This is a genomic window from Cerasicoccus maritimus (assembly GCA_031296935.1).
Lineage (GTDB): Bacteria > Verrucomicrobiota > Verrucomicrobiia > Opitutales > Cerasicoccaceae > Cerasicoccus > Cerasicoccus maritimus.
In genome coordinates this window covers 20,537-39,360 of record JAVDPD010000011.1, presented here as the reverse complement: position 1 = coordinate 39,360, position 18,824 = coordinate 20,537, and the positions used below count along the sequence as shown (strand labels likewise).

Here is an 18,824-nt window from a genome sequence, read left to right as displayed (position 1 = left end):
GAGCAGGCTAGCTTGTTGGGAGCGCAGTGCGAATTTAGCTGAGACTGCTCTTTACCGGTCGGGGCTACTCTGCCTCGTCGAGTGCGATGCCCATGCGCTCGGCACGGGTGCGCCATAGGCTGCGAGCAACGGCTTGCAGGTCTTGGTGGCGATCGTTCTCGTCGACTATTTCAATGCCCAGCACGGTTTCGATGACGTCTTCAAAAGTCACCACGCCCGTAGCGGAGCCAAACTCATCAGTCGCGAGCATGATGTGGGTTTTTTCCTCAGAAAGTCGGCGAAAGAGCACTGCGACAGATTCCTTTTCGGGGGTGACAAGGATGGGTCGACTGAGCGCCTCAATGTGGAAATCCTCTCCCTCGGTGGCGCAGCGGTAGAGCACCTCGGCACGGACCACGAAGCCATTTACATCATCTCGGTTGCGACCGAAAATGGGGATACGACTGAAGGGCTTGTCTTTAATGATGGCGACGAATTCGCTGCCAGTGGTGTTCTGCGGGAGCATGAAAACAACCGGGCGTGGCGTCATGATGTTCTCTACGTGCACCGCATTTAGCTGGAGCAGGTTTTGAAATACGGTGCGCTCTTGCGGCGCGATGATGCCTTCTTCCTCCCCAAGGTTGGCCATGGCGAGGAGCTCTTCGCGGTTGGTGTGCGGGTGTTCGGCGTCACCGCGGGTGATGACGCGCGTGATCTGTTTGCACAGCCAAACGAGTGGCCCGAGCAGGCGGATTAGCCACGGCAGCAGCCAGGAAACGCTGGGCGCAAAGAATAAAGCGTAGCGAGCGCCCAGGGTCTTCGGAATGATCTCGGTGACGATGAGGATCGCCAAGGTCAGTGCGCCGGCAAAAATGGCTTCGCCTGCGTTTCCGTAGATGCGGGCATACTGGGCGCCTGCGCCGGCTGCGCCCATTGTGTGGGCAATGGTGTTGAGGGTGAGGATGGCCGAGAGCGGGCGGTCTATGTCGTCCTTGAGTTTTTCCATGCGCGGTCCCCAGGGCAGACCGGCTGCTTTGGCGGACTCGATCTTGGACGGTGTCACCGTGAGTAAAGTGGATTCCAGGAGCGAGCATAGGAATGAAAATCCCAGCGCGATAAGCACATAGATGATGAGGAGGGCCATGTTTTGCGACAGTGGAGCATACCCTTGTGCAACTCACAACAAAAACCGGCTCTTGATCGACGTGTCGCGCCTGAAGCTTTTGCAGCTTTTTCAATGATATTTTTGGCAGAAACTTATATTCGAAGAAAACGCTTCTAATTTGTTTGGTAACGCACTACTTTTGCCGTCACCGATCGATCCCCCAACCCAATCACCACAGTGACTGAGACCGAAGACTATATCTCGCAAATCACCGAAGAGGTGCAAAATGCCAACCAGTGGCTACCCGCCCTCTACGAGCAACTCGCCAAGCGCATTGTTGGCCAACAATACCTGATCGACCGTCTGCTGGTCGGGCTGCTCGCGAACGGCCACGTGTTGCTTGAAGGCCTACCGGGGCTGGCCAAGACATCGACGATTAACGCGTTGGCGCTCGCGGTGAACTCCGACTTCTCGCGCATCCAGTTTACACCCGATCTCTTGCCGGCAGACTTGATCGGCACTCTGATTTACAACCCGAAGGATAATGTTTACACGACCCACAAGGGCCCACTGTTTGGCAACTTGATCCTTGCTGACGAAATTAACCGCGCACCCGCCAAAGTGCAGTCTGCGTTGCTCGAAGCGATGCAGGAACACCAGGTGACGATTGGCGACACGATCTATCCACTGCCCGAGCCTTTCCTCGTTTTAGCGACGCAGAATCCGGTCGATCAGGAGGGGACTTATCCGCTGCCGGAGGCGCAGATGGACCGCTTCATGTTGAAGGTGGTTGTTGATTATCCGGAGGAGGAAGAGGAACTGCAGATTCTCGACATCATGGCTCAGACTCGCCCCAAGATTCCAATCGAGCCGGTGCTGTCGCCCGAAAATATTTTGGCGATGCAGGATATCGTAGATAAGATTTACGTAGATGAATCCGTGCGACGCTACATCGTGAGCTTGGTCATGACCACGCGTGATCCGGCCCGTGTCGATGAAAGCCTCGTGCCTTACATTAAATACGGTGCCTCACCGCGTGCGACGATTAACCTGACGCTCGCCGCGCGCGCCAAGGCCTTCCTTTCCGGTCGTGGCTACGTGACTCCGGACGATGTTAAAGAAATGGCGCTCGACGTGATGCGCCACCGTATCAACACCACCTACGAAGCAGCGGCCGATGAGATAACCCGCGAGGATATTTTAACACGTGTGCTGGAGACCGTAACTGTTCCCTAAGCCAACGCAGATCGCTGTATTATGAGCGCCAAGCAATGGTTGAAGCGAGTTCGCGCCGTCGAAGTGAAGACACGTCTGCTGTCCGAGCAACTATTGCAGGGCCAGGCGCATTCGATCTTCACCGGGCGCGGGATCGACTTCGAAGACGTGCGGCCCTACCAGCCGGGTGACGACGTGCGCCGCATCGACTGGAACGTGACCGCGCGCATGCGCGAACCCTACGTGAAGCGTTTCATCGAGGAGCGCGAGCTGACGTTTATCATCTTGTGCGACTTGAGCTCGTCCGGCGTTTTCACGTCCGCTGAGCAGTCGAAAAACGAACTGGCAGCGGAGCTCTGTGGCGTCTTTGGGTTCAGTGCAATTCGTTCGAACGACCGTGTGGGCATGGCGCTGTTTACGAGCGAAGTAGAGGCGTGGATACCCCCTGCCAAAGGCGAGGATCACGTGCTCCACATGATCAAGGGCGCGTTGTTTCACGAGCCGCGTAATACCGGCACGAATATCTCCGAAGCGATCAAATTCTTGGAGCGCGTTTCGGCGCGCCCAGCGGTGGTTGTTGTGATTTCGGATTTCATGGATGAAGGTTTCGAGCGCGCCATGAAGTCCGCTAACCAGCGTCATGAGATGATGGCGCTGAACTTGGTCGACCAGCGTGATTTTGAGTTGCCGCGTGTGGGCTGGGTCACTTTGCAGGACCCTGAAACCGGTGATTTTGTGGAGATCAATACCAACAAGAAGAAAGTGCGCGCGGCATACACGGAGCGAGCAATGGCGCGCTACCGCAGCCTCCACCACAAGCTGTGCAGCGGCGGGGTGCCGGCTTTGGACATTTATACCGACCGCCCTTATTTCGTGGATCTCTGCCAATTTTTAACCGAGCGCTCGGCGCGAAGACTGGCCTGATGGCGGACGAATCCACAGACGCTCAAGTGGTCGAAGCAGTCGGCCTTATTGATGACTTCACGCCGGCCACGCCACCAGTGGAAGTCAGCATCTGGTGGTATGTCGGGCCGCTGATTGTAGCGTTCGTTTTGGTCGTTGTGCTCTGGCTGATGCGCGGAAAAATTCAAGCCAAGTATGCCAAGATGACGGTGCCAGCTCCGCCCGACCCGGCGAAGAATGCGCGGGAAGAATTGGCTGAGCTTCGCGCCAGCATGGAGGGTATGGCAATGCGTGAGTTTATCGATCGATTGTCGAAGATTTTTCGTCGCTATTTAGAGGGGCATTACAAGGTCCGCGTGACTTCTCAGACTACCGGTGAATTCCTACGGGCAGTTGCTGGAAATGAAGATTTTGAACAACTTACCCGCGATAAAACGCAGGAGTTTTTAGAAACTTCCGATGCCGCCAAGTTTGCGCACCGCACGGTGCCGATCTCCACTGGAACGGCGTTCCTCGATTGGGTGGAAAATTTCATCAAGGCAGTTGAAGTGAAGCCAAAGAAGGGGGCTGCGAAGTGAGCGACTTCTGGTTACGCTTTTCCGAGCTATCCTTTGCCTATCCGTGGGTCTTGTTGTTGTGGTTCTTGATTCCAGTCGCCATCTATTTTGCGTCTAAGCATGGGCCAGCTGGATCGATCACCTTTTCGTCGACGAAGATACTCACCGGCCTTGCGAAAGAGAACCGTGTGAGTCGCGGTTTTTTCTTACGTTTGTTGCGAGTTATTGGGTTAGCGATGTTGGTTGCAGCCTTGGCGCGTCCACGTATTCCACAAGGAGAGATTCCAGATTCGGAGAAGGGCATCGACGTGATGCTGGTGCTGGATTTTTCCGCCTCAATGGATGCGGAGGACTACATTGTTGACGGACAAGAAGTCTCTCGCTTGACGGCGCTGAGCACAGTAATCGGTGAGTTTCTGAAAGGACGTAAGCATGACCGTTTTGGTATCGTTGGGTTTGCCAAGTATCCGTATCTCACGAGTCCCCTGACGCTCGATTATGACTGGATCGAAAATGCTCTGCGGTCGATTAAGACCGAGGGTGGAACGGCGGTTGGCGAAGGTATCCATATGTCCGTAAAATACCTCTTGGCCGATGAGCAAAAGCGTGCTGCTGACAAGGCCAATGGTGCGCCGGAAGCAAAGGCAAACTGGTATGATTTACTGAATATACAAGAGCATATCGATGTCGAAGGTTCGCGTGGTCCGGACAAACGGCAGAAGGTATTGATTCTTGTTTCTGATGGTATCAGCAACACGGGTATGTCGCCGATGGAGGCGGCCATGATTGCCAAAAAGCATGACATTCGCGTGCATACCATTCGCATTAATCCGGGCACGGTACGTCCACGCGATTTAGAACGTGACGTGATGTATGCCATTGCCAAAGAAACCGGTGGCGAGTTTTTCCAAGCGACAAACACCGCGACGCTGATGTCGATTTACCAGCAGATTGATCAGATGGAGAAAACGGTCATTGAGCAAAAGCGTTTTCAGAATTTCGATGAAGTATTCCACTGGTTTGCGTGGGTTGGGTTGGGCAGTCTTACCTTGAATTTTCTGCTTTGGCAGACTTTGAAAAGGAGGCTGCCATGAGGTTCGTTTACCCTGAGATTTTGGGGGGCGGCTTGATTGGGATCCTTGGCCTTGTTGCGGTTTTTATGTGGTCGAACTGGCGCGCTAAAAAACGACTGCGCTTGTTCCTGGGCCCGGCCATTGAACGAGTGGAGAATCTCAGTTCAGTCTATGCGCGCAGCCGGTTGAAGGCGTTGTTTTTTCTGACCGGTTTATTGTTCATCGTCATTGCGATGGCGCGTCCAGTCCTGGAGCCCGAAGATCAGGAAATTAAGCGCATTGGCATGGACTACTTTATCGTGCTTGATGGTTCGAAGAGCATGCTAGCGACCGACATGGAAAGCAATCGCCTGGAGGCCGCCAAGCGTGCAATCAAAAAGCTGCTCGATGTGTCGAAGGGAGACCGCGTCGGCTTGGTGGTCTTTGCGGGTAAAGGCTACTTGCGCGCGCCACTCACGTTTGACTTTGCCGCCTACAACCTCGTGCTCGATCATGTGAGCGCTTCGAATACCTACCCGGGTGGCACGAGTTTGCAAAGCGGTTTGGAGCGCGTATCCGAAGCGATGGCTCCGATGGATTTAAAGCAAAAGGCAGTCATTGTGATCTCCGACGGCGAAGAGTTGGAGGGCGATGCCGTTGGCTTTGCGCGGCGGATGGCAAGCGAGGATGACATCACGGTGCACACGGTTGCCGTGGGCACATTGGAAGGTGCCAAGATCGAGCTTTATCGTCGTGGCGACCGGATTTATTATCAGCGAGACGCCTATGGTTCTGAGGTGGTTTCGCGCATGGATCGCTCGCTCTTGCGGCGGGTGGCTGAGGCCGGTCGGGGGAAGTTCATCGAGCTGGACGAAGACGGTGATGCATTGACAAATCTCTACTACGAATCGCTGAAGCCGCTCGGTGATGAAGCCGATGCCACGACCATGAAAGGCTATGTTGAATTTTTCCCCATTCCGTTGTTTATTGGTATCGTCATATTGCTTTTACAGACCGTTATCCCCGAGAAGAACCTGCGGCACACGCCGCGCGCAATTTTGATTGATGAATAATTCTACCTGCAAAAGCGTCCTCCTTGCCTCGTTGGTCTTTGTGTCGCCGATGTGGTCCTTGGCGAAAATAGATCCCGTTGAGCAACTGATTGAAGCAGGCAAATTTTCGGAAGCTCAACCGCTCATTGAGAAGCGATTGGAAGAGACGCCGGGTGATCCCTACCTACTCTACAATCTGGCGCTGACCCATTATGCGGCCGGTGATTTTGAAGAGGCAGTGGTGCTTTGGGAAAAGGTGCGCATGGCTTCCGATCAAGATCTGGTGACGAAGGCGATGGCACAGATCGGCAACGCGAGTTACCGCATCAGTGAAGTAATACAAGAGGAGGGGCGCCAAGAGGATGCGACGATTCAACTACGACGCGCGCAGCACTCGCTCCAAGCTGCGGTTGAGCGGGACGATGACTACGATGTAGCGGTTCAGAATTTTGATTTCGTTTCGAAGAAACTCGTCGCGCACCTCGTGCAGCAGGGCAATTCAAAGATCGAGAAATCCGAAAGCAAATGGGTCAAAGGTGAGCGAGACCTGGTGTTGTATCGATCGGCGTTGACGGACTACGAGGAAGCCTTGTCGATCAGGCCGGATGACGAGGCAATTCAAAAACTCGTCAACGACACACGCCAGAAGATGACAGATTACCTGATGAATTCCGGTGAGAAAAATTTGTCGTCCGCTGAGAAGACACTTAAAAAAGTTAAAGAGCCTACTGCCGAGGATCGCTTGACGAGCGAAGAGGGACGTGAGCTGAACCGGGCACAAAATGAAATCAGCGAAGCGGTGGCCAACTTTGAGGATGCGGCTTCTATCAGCCCGGATGATCAAGAGGCCGCTAACGCACTGGAAGAGGCGCGGAAGAAGGCTTCTGATTTGATGAAGGATATCGCCGACAAATGGCGAGAAAACAGTGAAGCTTTGGATGACTCCATTGCACAGATGCAGGAGCGTCGGCAAGTCATTCAAGCGCAGTTGAAAAACGAAGAGGACGAAACAAAGCGTAGTGAGTTGGGCAAGGAAAACAAAGATTTGGCGCGGGAAATGAGCCGTCAACAATATCACGCGGATCTCCAGGCTGAGCGGGCGTTAGAAGACTATGAGCAGGCGCTTAGCCTCAATCCCGACAATCAGGAAGCCTTTGCCGAGAAGTGGAAGCTGGAGCAAAAAATGTCCGAGAAACATGAGGCTAAGGCTGACGCAAATTTACAGGTTGCACAGCAGGCGCTGCAGAATATCGAGGATCGTCAGCCGCGTTTGGAGCAAATGCGTGAGCAGCTTGAAACCGCGCCGGAAAATAAGCTGAAAGGTCTGGAGAACGAAATTGAGAAATATGAGAACTACCAGGCATCGAGCGCTCAGCACGCGGCGGATCGTTTGTTGAAAGCGAAAACAGATTTAGAGAAGTCCACACAACTTGACCCCAGTAATGAGTCTGCTCAGCAAAAGTTGGAGCAGACCAACGCTCACATTGCCGATGTATTGGAGCAGGCTGCGGATTTGCAGTTAGCTATCGCTGAGCGGCTCCAAGATGCTGGTAAGGACGACCAAGCCATCGCGCGCCAGGAGATGGCGATCAAGAATTTTGACTCAGCCCTGGCTCTCAGTGAGGACGAGCAGCAGCAAGCGGCGTTGGTGCAAAAGATGGCGGCTGCGCGTCAGGATTTGCTCTCGCAGCGCAACGCGCGCGCCCAGCAATTAGCAACTCAGCAACAACAGCAGCAAGTGCAGCAGCCCGGCGATCCTAATGCGCCCCAGCAACTGAATGCAGAGAACGCACAGGAAGTCGCTATGGAATACAAAGAAATGGTCCAGTTTGCTGAGGATCAGCAGGGCAGCGAAGAGTTTGGCAACTTCGATACCAAGGCGATGAAGCGGGTGGTGAAGGACTGGTAGCCACGCAGTCCGGCGTTGCGTCGCAGTTCTTTGCTGATCGCAGACTGGCTCACGCCAAGGGCAAAGGCGATCTCTTGCTAGCTGTATGCTTCAGAACCTTCGCTTACATTAATCCGTTGGCAATGGTCCACTGAACGGGTTTTCGACGTCCTTGCGCGATAAAATGCGCGATAGCCACCCGTAGTTCGGCGCAAAAAGCCAGGCCACGATGAAGAGCAGACCGGTTGTTACTGCCATCATCCCGGATGTCGTGGTGCTTTCAAAACCGATGAGCGGAGGGACGACAATGGCTAGCACGTGACCGATGCCTGCTGCGCTGGCACCGATGATTGCGCTGATTACCAGCATCCAGTGCAGACGATCTGTTAATAAGTGAGCGGTTGCCGCAGGGGTGACGAGCATCGCGATCACGATGATGCTGCCCACGACCTCAAACGCAGCTACCGTTGTAATCGCGACTTGGGTCATTAATAGGTAGTGCATTAGTTGGGCATTGATACCTTGCGTAGTCGCGAGTTCTGGATCGAAGGCGCTGATTTTTAGCTCCTTGAAGAAGAACACGGTAATGCACAGATTTAGCAAAGCGACGCTGCCCAAAATAATTGCCGCGCGCGGCACGAAAACCAGGGTGCTGCCCCAGTTGAATTCAAAGGATACATCGAACGTAGTCCATTCGATATTGCCGTAGAGGACGCAACCAGGATCGAGGTCCACGTAGTCAGCAGCTTGCACGATTAGCAGCAAGCCCAGCGCAAAGAGCGTCGTGAAAACAATACCCATCGATGCGCCGCGGTCGACTTTTCCCAGATTCGTTATCCACTGGGTAAACACGGCGGTGAGCACACCCACTACGGCTGCCCCGATGAACATTGTAAAGCTGGCCCGTGTCCCGGTGACGAGGAATGCTATGGCGAGTCCTGGTAGCACAGCATGGCTGATGGCGTCTCCCATCATGCTCATGCCTCGTAGGACGAGGAAACAGCCGGGTAGGGCGCAGGCAATAGCGGTCAGCGCGCCAATGATAACTATCCAGGTGTCATCGACAATCCAGTTCATGCGGGGCCTCCTCTCGCTGCTTGCGCAATGTAGTGTGGGCTCTCGGGGATACCTAGCATGTCGAGTTTTTCTTCGAGCTCGCGCACCATGTCCGGACTCAGTACGTGCTCGACGGAGTCCGCATCGCGGTCCACGTGGCTCGCTGCAATGTCGGCATGAGTGATCAGAAATATTTCCCACAGGCGGTGGTTGCGGGTGATGCGCGCGGCCTCGCCAAAGCCGGATTCAGACAAGCGCACGTTGTCGCCGTCGATCAGGTCGATGTGGTCTTCGTGGTCTGCCTGACGGAGTAGTTGGCGCACGCGCTTGGGTGTCCAACTACGGTGATTGAGCAGCGTCTTGAACGGGACGGCTACGTTTGCGGGATCTTTGCTCTGCTCAAGGCAGAGCGCTTCCTGTATTTCGAAAACGGCGCGTAGCAGGTGTTGGCGACCAATTTTGCGCTTGAGCTTATACATCGACAGCCAACGGCGAACCACGCCGCGGGCGCTGCCAAAAAACATACTAAACATAAAAATCATCGCGGCGACGAGGACGATCACCGCACCCGCAGGCAAACGTGGGAGCAGGGCGCTGAGGGTTGCTCCGAGCCAGCCGCTGATGCTGCCGATTATCGCTGAGAGGATCACCATGACCGTTAAGTCATTCGTCCAAAAACGGGCAGCTGCTGCCGGTGTGATCAAGAATGCGATGATCAGAATGAGCCCCACCGCTTGCAGTCCGACAACCGTGACCAGCGTGACCAGCGCCAGAAGAATGACGTCCAAGCCGTTGACTGGCCAACCTTGGCTACGGGAAAACCCTTCATCAAAGCAGAGTAATTTAAATTCTTTGAAGAGTAAAACTGAGCAGAGGAAGACCACTGCAGCCACTGCCTGAATCATGTCTGCATCTTGTTGGGTGATCGATGCGGTTTTGCCGTAAATGAATGATTCAAGGCCAGCGGCGCTATAGCCCGGGCTTTGCTGTACAAGCGTCAAAACAACTGTCCCAAGTCCAAAAAAGACGCTCAGCACAATGCCCATCGCAGCGTCATCCTTAATCCGCGAGGTGTTGCGAATCATCATCACCAGCACTACGCCGATTATCCCCGTGATGGTTGCTCCTAGCAACAGCCCGCTCAGGTTTTTCCCTTCCAGTCCCATGAACTGCGTCATGACAATGAAGGCTAGTCCAATGCCCGGGAGGCAGGCGTGGGAGAGCGCATCGCCCATCAAAGAGCGTTTTCGTAGCAGCAGGAAGCAGCCGACCAAACCAGAGGCAAGGCCAAGGACTGTGGTGCTAATCACGACTTTTGCCGTCGTACTGTTTTCCAATAACAGCACGTTCAGCAGGGCCTCTATTGAAGGCCAGTCTAAGCCGGTGTTGTGGAGACCGGAGACCATAGCTAGAGAGCACTTTTCATTTAACTTGTCCGATCAGGTGGGGATAAGATCATCCGCGTTTAATCTGGCTCAGCGCGTGGCCGGCCTCGGCAAGCAGGGTCAGCTTGCCGCCGTAGGTGCGGTGTAGGTTTTCCGCCGTGAAGACTTCTTCGGTGGGGCCGGCGGCTACGACGCGCATGTTGAGCAGAATGACGTAGTCGAAATACTGGGTGACGGTGGCCAAGTCATGGTGAACCACGAGTGTGGTCTTGCCCTGGCTTTGCAGATCCTTGAGCAAGGTGACGATTGCGCGTTCGGTCGCAGCGTCAACTGCGGCGAAGGGCTCGTCCATGAAGTAGAGCGAAGCGTCTTGCGCAAGGGCGCGCGCGAGGAATACGCGTTGCTGCTGCCCACCCGAGAGTTGGCTTATTTGCCGTTCCGCCAAGTGGCTGATGCCGACTCGGTCTAGCGCAGCACGGGCGATGTCTTTGTGCTTTCTGCGGACGACTTTGAACCAGCCGATGTCGCGGTAGAGGCCCATCGTCACAACATCCAACGCGCTGACGGGAAAGTCCCAGTCAACGCTTTCGCGTTGCGGCACATAGCCCACCACACTGCGCTGGCGCTTGTAGGGCTGGCCATAAACTTGCACTAGCCCGCTGGCCTTGGGGACGAGGTCAAGGCAGGCCTTGATCAGCGTGCTCTTGCCGGCGCCGTTGGGGCCAATGATGCCGACCAGCTTACCTTCGGGAATGTCGAGGTCGATGTCCCACAAGACAGGCTTGCGGTGGTAGGCGACGGTGAGGTCGTGGATCGACAACGGTGCCCGCGGCGAATGATCGTCCTCCCGTAGGGGGGGCGTGGCACTCGGCTTGTTGTGATAGGCTAGGTCTGGCATGGTGAGTCCTCCTTTCTAAGCATGTTTTGCGCCGCTTAGTCGCTGGGGGTGAGTTTGCCGTTTAGGCCTTGGGCGGGGGCTTGGCCGCCGAGGGCGTTGGCGATCGTTGTGGCGTTGTGGTCGATCATGCCGATGTAAGTACCTTCGTAGGTCCCGGTTGTGCCCATTGCATCGGAGAAAAGTGAACCGCCGATCTCGAGCTTATGGCCTTTTGCCTCCGCGCCTTCGATGAGCGCGCGGACGTTTTTATCACTCACCGAGGTTTCTACGAATACGGCGGGTATTTGGTTCGCGACGAGGAAATCAACGAGTAGCTCGATGTCGCGCACGCCGGCTTCGGACTCCGTGCTGAGGCCTTGGATGCCCTTGACCTCAATGCCATAGGCGCGCCCGAGGTAGTTAAACGCATCGTGGGCCGTGACGAGGTAGCGTTGCTGCTCGGGAATCGTTGCGAGCACTTCGCTGGCGTAGGCGTCGAGTTTCCGGAGCTGCTGAATGTAGGCCGCGGCGTTTTTCTCATAATATGCGGCGTTCTTCGGGTCGTATTCGGACAAGCTTTCTGCGACTACTGCGGTGGCGGCGATCCAGCCCTGGACGTCCATCCACACATGGGGATCGTAATGCTGGGACTCGTCGGAGAGCACATAGCCTTCTTGTTCTTCAATACCTTCGGTTACGGCAAAGATCGGCTTGCGGGAGGCGAGTTTGACGAGCACATCCGTCATTTTTCCTTCGAGCATGAGGCCGTTGTAAAAGATGATGTCTGCTCCCTTTAGCGCGATCAGGTCTTTGCGCGTTGGTTTGTAAAGGTGGGGGTCGATGCCTTCGCCAATGAGCCCATCGACGACGGCCTTATCACCAGCCACGTTGTGCACGATGTCAGTAATCATGCCCACCGTGGTGACGACTTTATATGGATAGCTCTTGGGAGCGGCTGTGGCCGTTTGGGAGAAAAATGCGGCGCATAGAGCGCTGAAGTAGAGGAGTGTTTTTTTCATAGTTGGTTAAAAGGCGACCGCGCACCTGGCGCCGACGACTAAGGCGTCGCGGTCGCTGTAGTGCGGGTTGATCACGTATTGTAAATCGGGTTGGATGGAGAGCCATCCGGCAACAGCCACGGCGTAGGTTGCCTCGATGACGGTTTCGGTGCTGGTGACGCTAGTTCCACTGGCGCGGGTCGCATTGAGGTAGTCGTCGCCAAAGATGGTGTGCGAACAGGCGAGGCCAAGGGCGTCGTCATCGAAGCAGATGCTATGGAGCGATATGCCGCCATCGACGTAGGCACCCACAGTGGCCAGATTGTCATCTGGGGTAACACCGCCACGACAGAAGACCGACAGGCCAAAGGCATCGACGGACGGATCCATGATCTGGTGGTCAATTATCGCGTAAACCGCGCCGAGGCCTGACTCCGTGGCACCGGTGTTGAAGTCTGCAAATTGCGTAGTCGCGTAGTAGCCGCCAAGTTTGAACACGCCGTTGCCCAGCAGTTCAAAGTCTAATGCGGCTTCAGCAAACCATGCCATGCCGGCACTGCCGCCGGTGCGCCAGTCAAAGCCATGAACGTTGGATTGGTTGGGACCAGCGTCACCAGCATAAACCGCCGTTTGGAAATGAAAGTTTTTGATCGGCTCGATCTGAACAAGGGCACCAGGTGCCGCTAGCGGGTAAATCGGCGCGGTAATGTTGCCTGACTCGACGGGAAGGGGGCCATAGGCGGAGTTGATGAACAGCAAGGCAGTGTCCGACACCATGAAGTCATCGTCCGCAGCTATTTGACCCAGCTTGATGGTGAAGAGCTCATCGGCGAAGGACTGCTGCAGGAAGATGTTGAAGACATTGAAGTCGGTGTCTGTGTAGATGTTGCTGACCGCGTTAAAATCGCCCACGTAATACCCACTAATGTCGTTGCCATGAAAATAAAAGGCATTGGCGAAAAATACGCCGCCTTCCCAACCAGCGAGGCTTTCCAAGTCGACCTCCAAGCCAAAGTCGAGCAGCCCTTGCCAACTGGAGCCTGTAGCCCCGCCACCGTTGGCATTGGCAAGAAATTGTCCTGTGAATTCAGCATAGGGCTGGATGCCTATCTCGTTCAGATCGTTTCGAACGCCAAACCAATCGCCACTCACTCCTTCGCTTTCCAGGAATGAGTCCTCAAGTAGGGGGCTCGCCGTACGAATCTCGTCACTTTGGCCATCTATTGGGGGCGTTTCCATGGTTGGATCTGCCGGGAGAAGAGTTGGCGCGAAAGTTAAAAGAGCGGCGATAGTATGTCTCATTTTCATAATGAGATAGCCTCTAGCATCTGGCAGGCCGAATACATTCATGAGAAGGGTGTATTATTCTAATATGGTAGGATTGTTAATTCTGCTAATGTAGCTAGTGCTACCATATTGATGTAGCCTGTGCTACGAGGTTGACTTGTCAACAGTTATTGCTTCCATGTGGTTAAAACATGAAGGCAGCCCCAAACAAACAATCTACAGCGCGTCGACATCAACGTGTGCGCAAGCAGCATTCCAATGAATTGGCGCAGGATTACGTCGAGGCCATTCATCAAATGACTGAGGCGGGGCAACCTCCCAGGGTGACTGATTTACAGGAGATATTCGGCGTGTCACATGTGTCTGTGGTGCGCGCATTACAGCGCTTTGAGAAGCGAGGTTTGCTCAATCGCTCTAGCGAAGAAGGACTTATACTGACTGACTCGGGTCGAAAAATGGCGCTAGAAGCGCAAGTACGCCACAATCTGGTCGTAGATTTCTTACTGAAGCTGGGGGTATCTGATGCCCAAGCGCATGCCGATGCAGAGGGTTTAGAGCACCACATCAGTGATGAAACGCTTTCAGCAATGCAGCGCTTCTTGGATGCCGCTCAGTAGCTCTGGAATTATTTTTCTATGCCGAGCATAGCTTGACGCAAGCTGCGCTGAAGCTGCTCAATTCGAAATGGCTTAGGCACGATATCGGTGATTGAAAGCTGGTCGAACTGCGGGTTTTCCTTTGTGTCGTCGAAGGCGGTGATGAGAATGAAGGGAATGTCCCGGCGGACTTCACGCACCGCGGCGGCCAGTTCCATACCAGTCATTTCTGGCATGCGTGAGTCGCTTAAGATGATGTCGAAATATTCCGGGCGACGCTCAAATATTTCGAAAGCTTCTTTGCCATGACTAGCCACGGTGACGCGGTATCCAAGCGAGTGGAGGATATCAACACCGAGACTGCGGATGGTAGGCTCGTCGTCCACCAGAAGAATGCAAATGGTGCGTGCCTGTTGATGATCGGCTACCTCTTGAACGGCTGGAGTGGTGGCTATTTCCTCGATGACGTTACTCGGCGCCAGTGGCATGTGGATATCGAATGTGGCACCTTGACCTTTTGCGCTTTTGACGTGGATGGTTCCCTTGTGGGCGTCGATCACGCTTTTGACTACGGCCAATCCGAGGCCGCTACCCATACCGTAGTGCTTGGTGGTGTAAAAAGGGTCGAATATGCGATCGAGCTTTTGCTGGTCGATGCCATGACCGTCGTCCGACACATGGATGCAGGCTTGGCCGTTTTGATTCCTGAGCTTAATGGTCAGCTCTCCGCGATCTTGTTGACTCAAGGCCTGGAGGGCATTGGTGCATAGATTCATCACGGCTTGTGCCAGTTGGCTGGAGGCGCCGACGACGTAGATTGGCTCATCGGTGATATCGACGCTGAGTGAGATGTTCGGCGGAATTGTTGACTTGATGAGCTGGACGATGTCGTTGACGACTTTTGCCAAGTCAAAGCATGCTGTGGGCATTTGATGCGTCCGGCTAAACGCTTGAATCTGCCCAGTGAGCTCGGTGATTAGCCGCGATGCCAACCGAATGTTGGACAAGGATTTTCGCAGCTCGGCCTCGTTATCGAGAGCACGTTCGGCGAGTTGCGCATTGCCTTGAATGCTGGTGACGAGGTTGTTGATGTCGTGGGCGATCCCGCGCGCCAGTTTGCCCAGGGTGATGGTTTGTTCCAACGATTGCTCGTTGTCTTCGCAGGGCGCTACAGGCTCAATGTCCTCGTTTACATCTGGCATGGATTACAACATTGATTAATGTACCGTAGTTTCAAGCATCATCTGAATCATGTACGTGGGACTTAAAAAACACTGCCAATTCTTCTGCTGGTTGACTCTGGCCTGTGCTTTAGCTGGGCTTCGGGCTGAGACTTCGCCTGTGGCGCAGTCGGGCTTGGAGGCATTAGTCGCACGGGATGATAACGCTGGTTTTGCGTTCCCGAAATTGATCAAGGCTATCTCCGGCTACCACGTCATTCCTTGGGATGGCGAGCAGGCCGCCGCCTTGCAACGAGCTGCCGAGGCGACTCTCCTGAGTGCGCAGGAAAGGCCGGTCAAATCGGGTCGTGTGAACGAAGTGGGGCTGGCTGTTGAAAAAAGGCTTCAGGCAGCTTTGGAAGCCGAGGGCTTCGTGGTGGACATTCCGCGGACACAATCAGGGCGTCGCCAAAGCGCCGGCTATCCGGACCTGGTTGCGCGCAAGGATGGAGAAATATTCTACGTGGAGGTTAAGTGCTTCAGCAAAAAAACGGAAAACTCCACGCAGCGTTCATTCTACCTTTCGGCCACTGACGACCCAAAGGTGCGTGAAGCTGCGATTCACTTGCTGTTTGGCTTTCAGGTATCGGAGTTTGCCGAGGACTGCTATCGCATTGATTCATTTGAAGTGCTCGATTTGGCTGGGTTAGTCTGCGAACTGAAGCTCGAGTTCAACGCGAGCAACCGCGATTTATACAATGGCGATTTAACCATCCTCAAATCGAGCGACGATAGTTAAACTCCAATTCCTGCTCCGTGTGGGGGCGGGGGGGGGGGGGGGGGAATCGCCCCGAATGAATATCAAAGAACATTGTTCAACCTGCCCGCTCGCCGGAACGAGGCGCAGGTGGGACGCAGGCAGCTCAGGGGCCACCGCCGGAGAGACGTTTGACGCCTACTCACACGTCAACGCTGCGCTGGGCAGGCTGGCATAGAGTGTCCGGCGTGGAGTTGGGTTGCGCAGCATTGGGCGTCGGGCGACGGGCATTTTACACCTACCCGTCGGCGAATGGGCCCGCTGACGCAACGCTCACACGACGACGACTCGAAAGCCCTCGCATGGCGTCGACTGGGATACCTTCGTTGTGTTGGCTAAGGTGGGTGGTGCTGGATGGAGAAGTTCATCGGTGGTAAGGTGTGTCGGTTCGAAAAGTTGGGAGCCAGCGTCCCGCTGGGCTGATCGATTTGCCCAGCGGTCAAATGGCTAATCAATCTGACTAAGGGACGCGCTTGTGCTACCTATAGAGTCTTTTTTGATGATCGCTTGAATACTAATTTAATGAGCGGGAAATGCCACTAAAAAGTGCTCACTTGAGCATTTTGTTAGTGAGTAGCTCTCTCTATTAACTCGCGCTGGGAATCAACGACTTACACTCGCAAAATGAGCGCGCCAGTCGGCGGAAGTCCGGGGCAAGGGGGCGCTCATGTAGTCGCATGGCTCACTGGAAAAGATTTTTTTTATCGAGGGGCAGGAGTGATCCGCTTAAACGCTGCAAATATTGCTCAACAGTTTGAGCATTGGGCAGATTGAACAGCGCTCAAAACTAAGCTTAATTGGGGGAAATTCATTAAGTCTTCCACCCAAACAACCCCTAACGAACTAAGATTATGAACAACCTCACCCCTTCTGCGTTGAATCGCAGTGCTGCCCTGGCCGCTGGTGCCTTGTTAATGTTTACCACCACCGGTTCCGCGGTTGACCTGACCTGGATCCTGTCCGGCGATGGCAACTGGAACACGACTGACCTCAATTGGAATAATGGGAGCTCCGACGTTGCCTGGACCAATGGCAATGCCGCAATCTTTACCGGCTACACCGAGCTCTACAACATTGACTTGGAAAGCGACATTACGGCGACAAGCATTCTGCGCACGAGCGCTGATGGCACTGGCACCGTGCGCTTGAATGATTTTTCCATTGATGTGCCGATTATCACCACCACGGGTAACGGCTCAATCGATATGTATTCGGTCATCACCGGCGATCACGATCTGACTTACACCGGCGACAGCACCGCATACACCGGCCGTCTCAATCTGAAGACTTCGGCCACTTACACGGGCGATACCTACCTGCAAAACCGCGCTTACCTGATGCTCGATGGTGAGAGCAACGCCCTGCCCACGACGACGACGGTCAACATGACCTCGAATGTTACCTGGCGCTTTGGCAAGACTGGGCTTACGCAGGAAATCGCAGGCTTGAGCGGCTCGGGTTTGATCCGTGGCAGCACGAGTGGCAACAACACGCTGACGATCAACACCAAGTCCGGCGTATCGACCAGCTACAGCGGCACGATTCGCGACCAGTTCAACATCGTCATCGATGGCGCCGGAACGCAAACTCTGGGCTCGAATCTGATCTACACCGGCTCCACCACGGTTTCTGGCGGCACATTAGTTTTAAGCACCAGCCCGGGCAGCACTTCGTCGGTTTTGGTCAATGGCGGTGACCTGCAAAGCAGTACGACGAACATCAACCTCGGCCTTGGTGCAGTGTCGATGAGCTCGGGCTCGATCACGCCCAATGGCATTGGCAGCGCTGGCACATTTACCGTGGCTGCGGACCAAAACTTCACGGTAACTGGTGGCACGATGAACCTCGATGTGGGCACAGATCTCGACCAGATTCTTGGGTCCGGCTCGGGCGTTTACAGCATCGATGGCGCATCCATTGCGCTGAGCCTGGGTGCTGGCTTCGACTATGGTGACACCTATGAACTGCTCAGCGGATTCAGCAGCGGCTCGTATAGTAACGTAAGCATTACCGGCTATGATACGGCCAACTACGTGGCTACTTTGGATAGCTCCTCCGGCTCATTGATCCTGGGCTTCGATTCGATTCCAGAGCCATCTTCCATCGCGCTGATCTTTGGTGGTTTGATGGGGGTATTGGTTTGCCTGAAGCGCCGTAAATAAGTTACCTTGATACGATCATGTGTTCCAATGGCAGAGGATTGTTCTGCCAAAAGTTTCTAAACGATTATAGTTATGCAATGGTGTCAGTCATTTAATCTGGTGGTGGCAATTGCGGGCCTGGCGGCCTCCAACTGCGCAGCGGAGAACCTTCTCTACAACGGCGATTTCGAAGATTCTGAGACCAACTGGTCGCTCTTTGCGCCGGGTGACGCCTCGACTGTTGGGTGTTCGTGGTCCGTCACTACGGAAGATCCGCACAGCGGAACTTGCGCAGCGGAAATGCAGTCGCCCGAGGCAGTGCGCTATGGTATTGTCAACTATGTGAAGGACCACGTATTTACCCCGGGCCAGCGCTATCGCGTGACAGCCTGGGTGAAGGCGGGGGACGATTTCCAGCCAAAATTTGACAGCCCTGGCTTCTTGCTTCGGGTGACGATGTTTGCGACCGAACGCGGTTGGGAGAATGCCACCAATGGCATCATCTACCTGGGCGTTGATGACGCAGTGGTGCGTGGAGGAGACGTCAGTGTGTTTGAAGGACAAACCATGCCGACCAAGTGGACAAAGCTGGAAGCCGTTTTCGAAGCTTCGCCCGACACGGCGAAAATGAATGTATCGCTTTTCGTGTGGAAAGGCAGCGGTAGTTTTTACGTGGACGATGTATCCCTGGAACTGGTGGAGGACTCAACGCCAATATCGGCGGGGGCTGAGTAAATTGGGGGATGAGCACTGGTT

The 18,824-nt window shown here is 54.6% G+C and carries 17 protein-coding genes; 10 read left to right on the top strand and 7 right to left on the bottom strand.

The features are described from left to right. Nucleotides 1-64 precede the first annotated feature (64 nt). A complete protein-coding gene (locus tag RBB62_RS08835; protein ID WP_309398386.1) occupies nucleotides 65-1,123 on the bottom strand; it encodes a CNNM domain-containing protein in 1,059 nt (352 codons plus the stop codon). Between the two features lie 198 nt (nucleotides 1,124-1,321). Here RBB62_RS08835 and RBB62_RS08830 point away from each other — a divergent pair, with 198 nt between their 5' ends. From RBB62_RS08830 to RBB62_RS08805, 6 genes are all read left to right on the top strand, one after another. Then, nucleotides 1,322-2,320, top strand: coding sequence for an AAA family ATPase (locus tag RBB62_RS08830; protein ID WP_309398385.1), 999 nt, complete (start codon nucleotides 1,322-1,324; stop codon nucleotides 2,318-2,320). Nucleotides 2,321-2,341: 21 nt separating this feature from the next. Further along, the gene (locus RBB62_RS08825) at nucleotides 2,342-3,223 is read left to right on the top strand and encodes a DUF58 domain-containing protein (RefSeq protein ID WP_309398383.1); all 882 of its coding nucleotides are present in this window, start codon (nucleotides 2,342-2,344) and stop codon (nucleotides 3,221-3,223) included. Continuing rightward, complete coding sequence (locus RBB62_RS08820) at nucleotides 3,223-3,780, top strand: hypothetical protein (protein ID WP_309398382.1); 558 nt, start codon at nucleotides 3,223-3,225, stop codon at nucleotides 3,778-3,780. Before RBB62_RS08825 ends, RBB62_RS08820 begins: the two co-directional genes overlap by 1 nt. Continuing rightward, nucleotides 3,777-4,853, top strand: a complete 1,077-nt coding sequence (locus RBB62_RS08815) for a vWA domain-containing protein (protein ID WP_309398381.1) — start codon at nucleotides 3,777-3,779, stop codon at nucleotides 4,851-4,853. The genes RBB62_RS08820 and RBB62_RS08815 overlap by 4 nt, the downstream gene beginning before the upstream one ends. 65 nt (nucleotides 4,854-4,918) lie before the next feature. Next, nucleotides 4,919-5,884 (top strand): vWA domain-containing protein, encoded by a 966-nt coding sequence (locus tag RBB62_RS08810; protein ID WP_309398380.1) that lies wholly within the window; start codon nucleotides 4,919-4,921, stop codon nucleotides 5,882-5,884. Next, nucleotides 5,877-7,772 carry a tetratricopeptide repeat protein gene (locus tag RBB62_RS08805; protein ID WP_309398379.1) on the top strand — a complete coding sequence of 632 codons (1,896 nt, stop codon included), beginning with the start codon at nucleotides 5,877-5,879 and terminating at the stop codon, nucleotides 7,770-7,772. The genes RBB62_RS08810 and RBB62_RS08805 overlap by 8 nt, the downstream gene beginning before the upstream one ends. 108 nt (nucleotides 7,773-7,880) lie before the next feature. Here the strand turns inward: RBB62_RS08805 and RBB62_RS08800 are convergent, their stop codons facing one another. The 5 genes from RBB62_RS08800 to RBB62_RS08780 form a co-directional block, all read right to left on the bottom strand. Further along, nucleotides 7,881-8,828, bottom strand: coding sequence for a metal ABC transporter permease (locus RBB62_RS08800; protein ID WP_309398378.1), 948 nt, complete (start codon nucleotides 8,826-8,828; stop codon nucleotides 7,881-7,883). Continuing rightward, complete coding sequence (locus tag RBB62_RS08795; RefSeq protein WP_343219082.1) at nucleotides 8,825-10,117, bottom strand: metal ABC transporter permease; 1,293 nt, start codon at nucleotides 10,115-10,117, stop codon at nucleotides 8,825-8,827. Before RBB62_RS08795 ends, RBB62_RS08800 begins: the two co-directional genes overlap by 4 nt. A 145-nt stretch (nucleotides 10,118-10,262) precedes the next feature. Then, on the bottom strand, nucleotides 10,263-11,090 hold the full coding sequence (locus RBB62_RS08790; protein WP_309398376.1) for a metal ABC transporter ATP-binding protein: 828 nt from the start codon (nucleotides 11,088-11,090) through the stop codon (nucleotides 10,263-10,265). A gap of 35 nt (nucleotides 11,091-11,125) precedes the next feature. Continuing rightward, nucleotides 11,126-12,088 (bottom strand): metal ABC transporter solute-binding protein, Zn/Mn family, encoded by a 963-nt coding sequence (locus RBB62_RS08785; RefSeq protein WP_309398375.1) that lies wholly within the window; start codon nucleotides 12,086-12,088, stop codon nucleotides 11,126-11,128. A gap of 6 nt (nucleotides 12,089-12,094) precedes the next feature. Then, nucleotides 12,095-13,306 carry a carbohydrate porin gene (locus RBB62_RS08780; protein WP_309398374.1) on the bottom strand — a complete coding sequence of 404 codons (1,212 nt, stop codon included), beginning with the start codon at nucleotides 13,304-13,306 and terminating at the stop codon, nucleotides 12,095-12,097. Between the two features lie 239 nt (nucleotides 13,307-13,545). Here RBB62_RS08780 and RBB62_RS08775 point away from each other — a divergent pair, with 239 nt between their 5' ends. Beyond that, nucleotides 13,546-13,971: an iron dependent repressor, metal binding and dimerization domain protein gene (locus RBB62_RS08775; RefSeq protein ID WP_309398373.1), complete on the top strand. Its 426-nt coding sequence runs from the start codon at nucleotides 13,546-13,548 to the stop codon at nucleotides 13,969-13,971. A gap of 8 nt (nucleotides 13,972-13,979) precedes the next feature. Here RBB62_RS08775 and RBB62_RS08770 read toward each other — a convergent pair whose 3' ends face one another. Continuing rightward, nucleotides 13,980-15,152: a hybrid sensor histidine kinase/response regulator gene (locus RBB62_RS08770; protein WP_309398372.1), complete on the bottom strand. Its 1,173-nt coding sequence runs from the start codon at nucleotides 15,150-15,152 to the stop codon at nucleotides 13,980-13,982. Nucleotides 15,153-15,207: 55 nt separating this feature from the next. On the opposite strand from RBB62_RS08770, the gene RBB62_RS08765 reads away from it, so the two are divergent. The 3 genes from RBB62_RS08765 (at nucleotide 15,208) to RBB62_RS08755 (ending at nucleotide 18,803) form a co-directional block, all read left to right on the top strand. Next, nucleotides 15,208-15,909: a PDDEXK family nuclease gene (locus RBB62_RS08765; RefSeq protein ID WP_309398371.1), complete on the top strand. Its 702-nt coding sequence runs from the start codon at nucleotides 15,208-15,210 to the stop codon at nucleotides 15,907-15,909. A gap of 869 nt (nucleotides 15,910-16,778) precedes the next feature. After that, entirely contained in the window at nucleotides 16,779-18,089 is a 1,311-nt protein-coding gene (locus RBB62_RS08760) for a PEP-CTERM sorting domain-containing protein (protein ID WP_309398370.1), read from the top strand. 72 nt (nucleotides 18,090-18,161) lie between these two features. Then, nucleotides 18,162-18,803 carry a carbohydrate binding domain-containing protein gene (locus RBB62_RS08755; protein ID WP_309398369.1) on the top strand — a complete coding sequence of 214 codons (642 nt, stop codon included), beginning with the start codon at nucleotides 18,162-18,164 and terminating at the stop codon, nucleotides 18,801-18,803. Nucleotides 18,804-18,824 lie beyond the last annotated feature (21 nt).

Excerpts from the sequence above, each read along its gene's own strand:
- RBB62_RS08810 (WP_309398380.1), top strand. The coding sequence starts at position 4,919 with ATGTGGTCGAACTGGCGCGCTAAAAAACGACTGCGCTTGTTCCTGGGC.
- RBB62_RS08805 (WP_309398379.1), top strand. The coding sequence starts at position 5,877 with ATGAATAATTCTACCTGCAAAAGCGTCCTCCTTGCCTCGTTGGTCTTT.
- RBB62_RS08760 (WP_309398370.1), top strand. The coding sequence starts at position 16,779 with ATGAACAACCTCACCCCTTCTGCGTTGAATCGCAGTGCTGCCCTGGCC.
- RBB62_RS08785 (WP_309398375.1), bottom strand. The coding sequence starts at position 12,088 with ATGAAAAAAACACTCCTCTACTTCAGCGCTCTATGCGCCGCATTTTTC.
- RBB62_RS08755 (WP_309398369.1), top strand. The coding sequence starts at position 18,162 with ATGCAATGGTGTCAGTCATTTAATCTGGTGGTGGCAATTGCGGGCCTG.
- RBB62_RS08800 (WP_309398378.1), bottom strand. The coding sequence starts at position 8,828 with ATGAACTGGATTGTCGATGACACCTGGATAGTTATCATTGGCGCGCTG.
- RBB62_RS08835 (WP_309398386.1), bottom strand. The coding sequence starts at position 1,123 with ATGGCCCTCCTCATCATCTATGTGCTTATCGCGCTGGGATTTTCATTC.
- RBB62_RS08820 (WP_309398382.1), top strand. The coding sequence starts at position 3,223 with ATGGCGGACGAATCCACAGACGCTCAAGTGGTCGAAGCAGTCGGCCTT.
- RBB62_RS08775 (WP_309398373.1), top strand. The coding sequence starts at position 13,546 with ATGAAGGCAGCCCCAAACAAACAATCTACAGCGCGTCGACATCAACGT.
- RBB62_RS08825 (WP_309398383.1), top strand. The coding sequence starts at position 2,342 with ATGAGCGCCAAGCAATGGTTGAAGCGAGTTCGCGCCGTCGAAGTGAAG.
- RBB62_RS08770 (WP_309398372.1), bottom strand. The coding sequence starts at position 15,152 with ATGCCAGATGTAAACGAGGACATTGAGCCTGTAGCGCCCTGCGAAGAC.
- RBB62_RS08780 (WP_309398374.1), bottom strand. The coding sequence starts at position 13,306 with ATGGAAACGCCCCCAATAGATGGCCAAAGTGACGAGATTCGTACGGCG.
- RBB62_RS08790 (WP_309398376.1), bottom strand. The coding sequence starts at position 11,090 with ATGCCAGACCTAGCCTATCACAACAAGCCGAGTGCCACGCCCCCCCTA.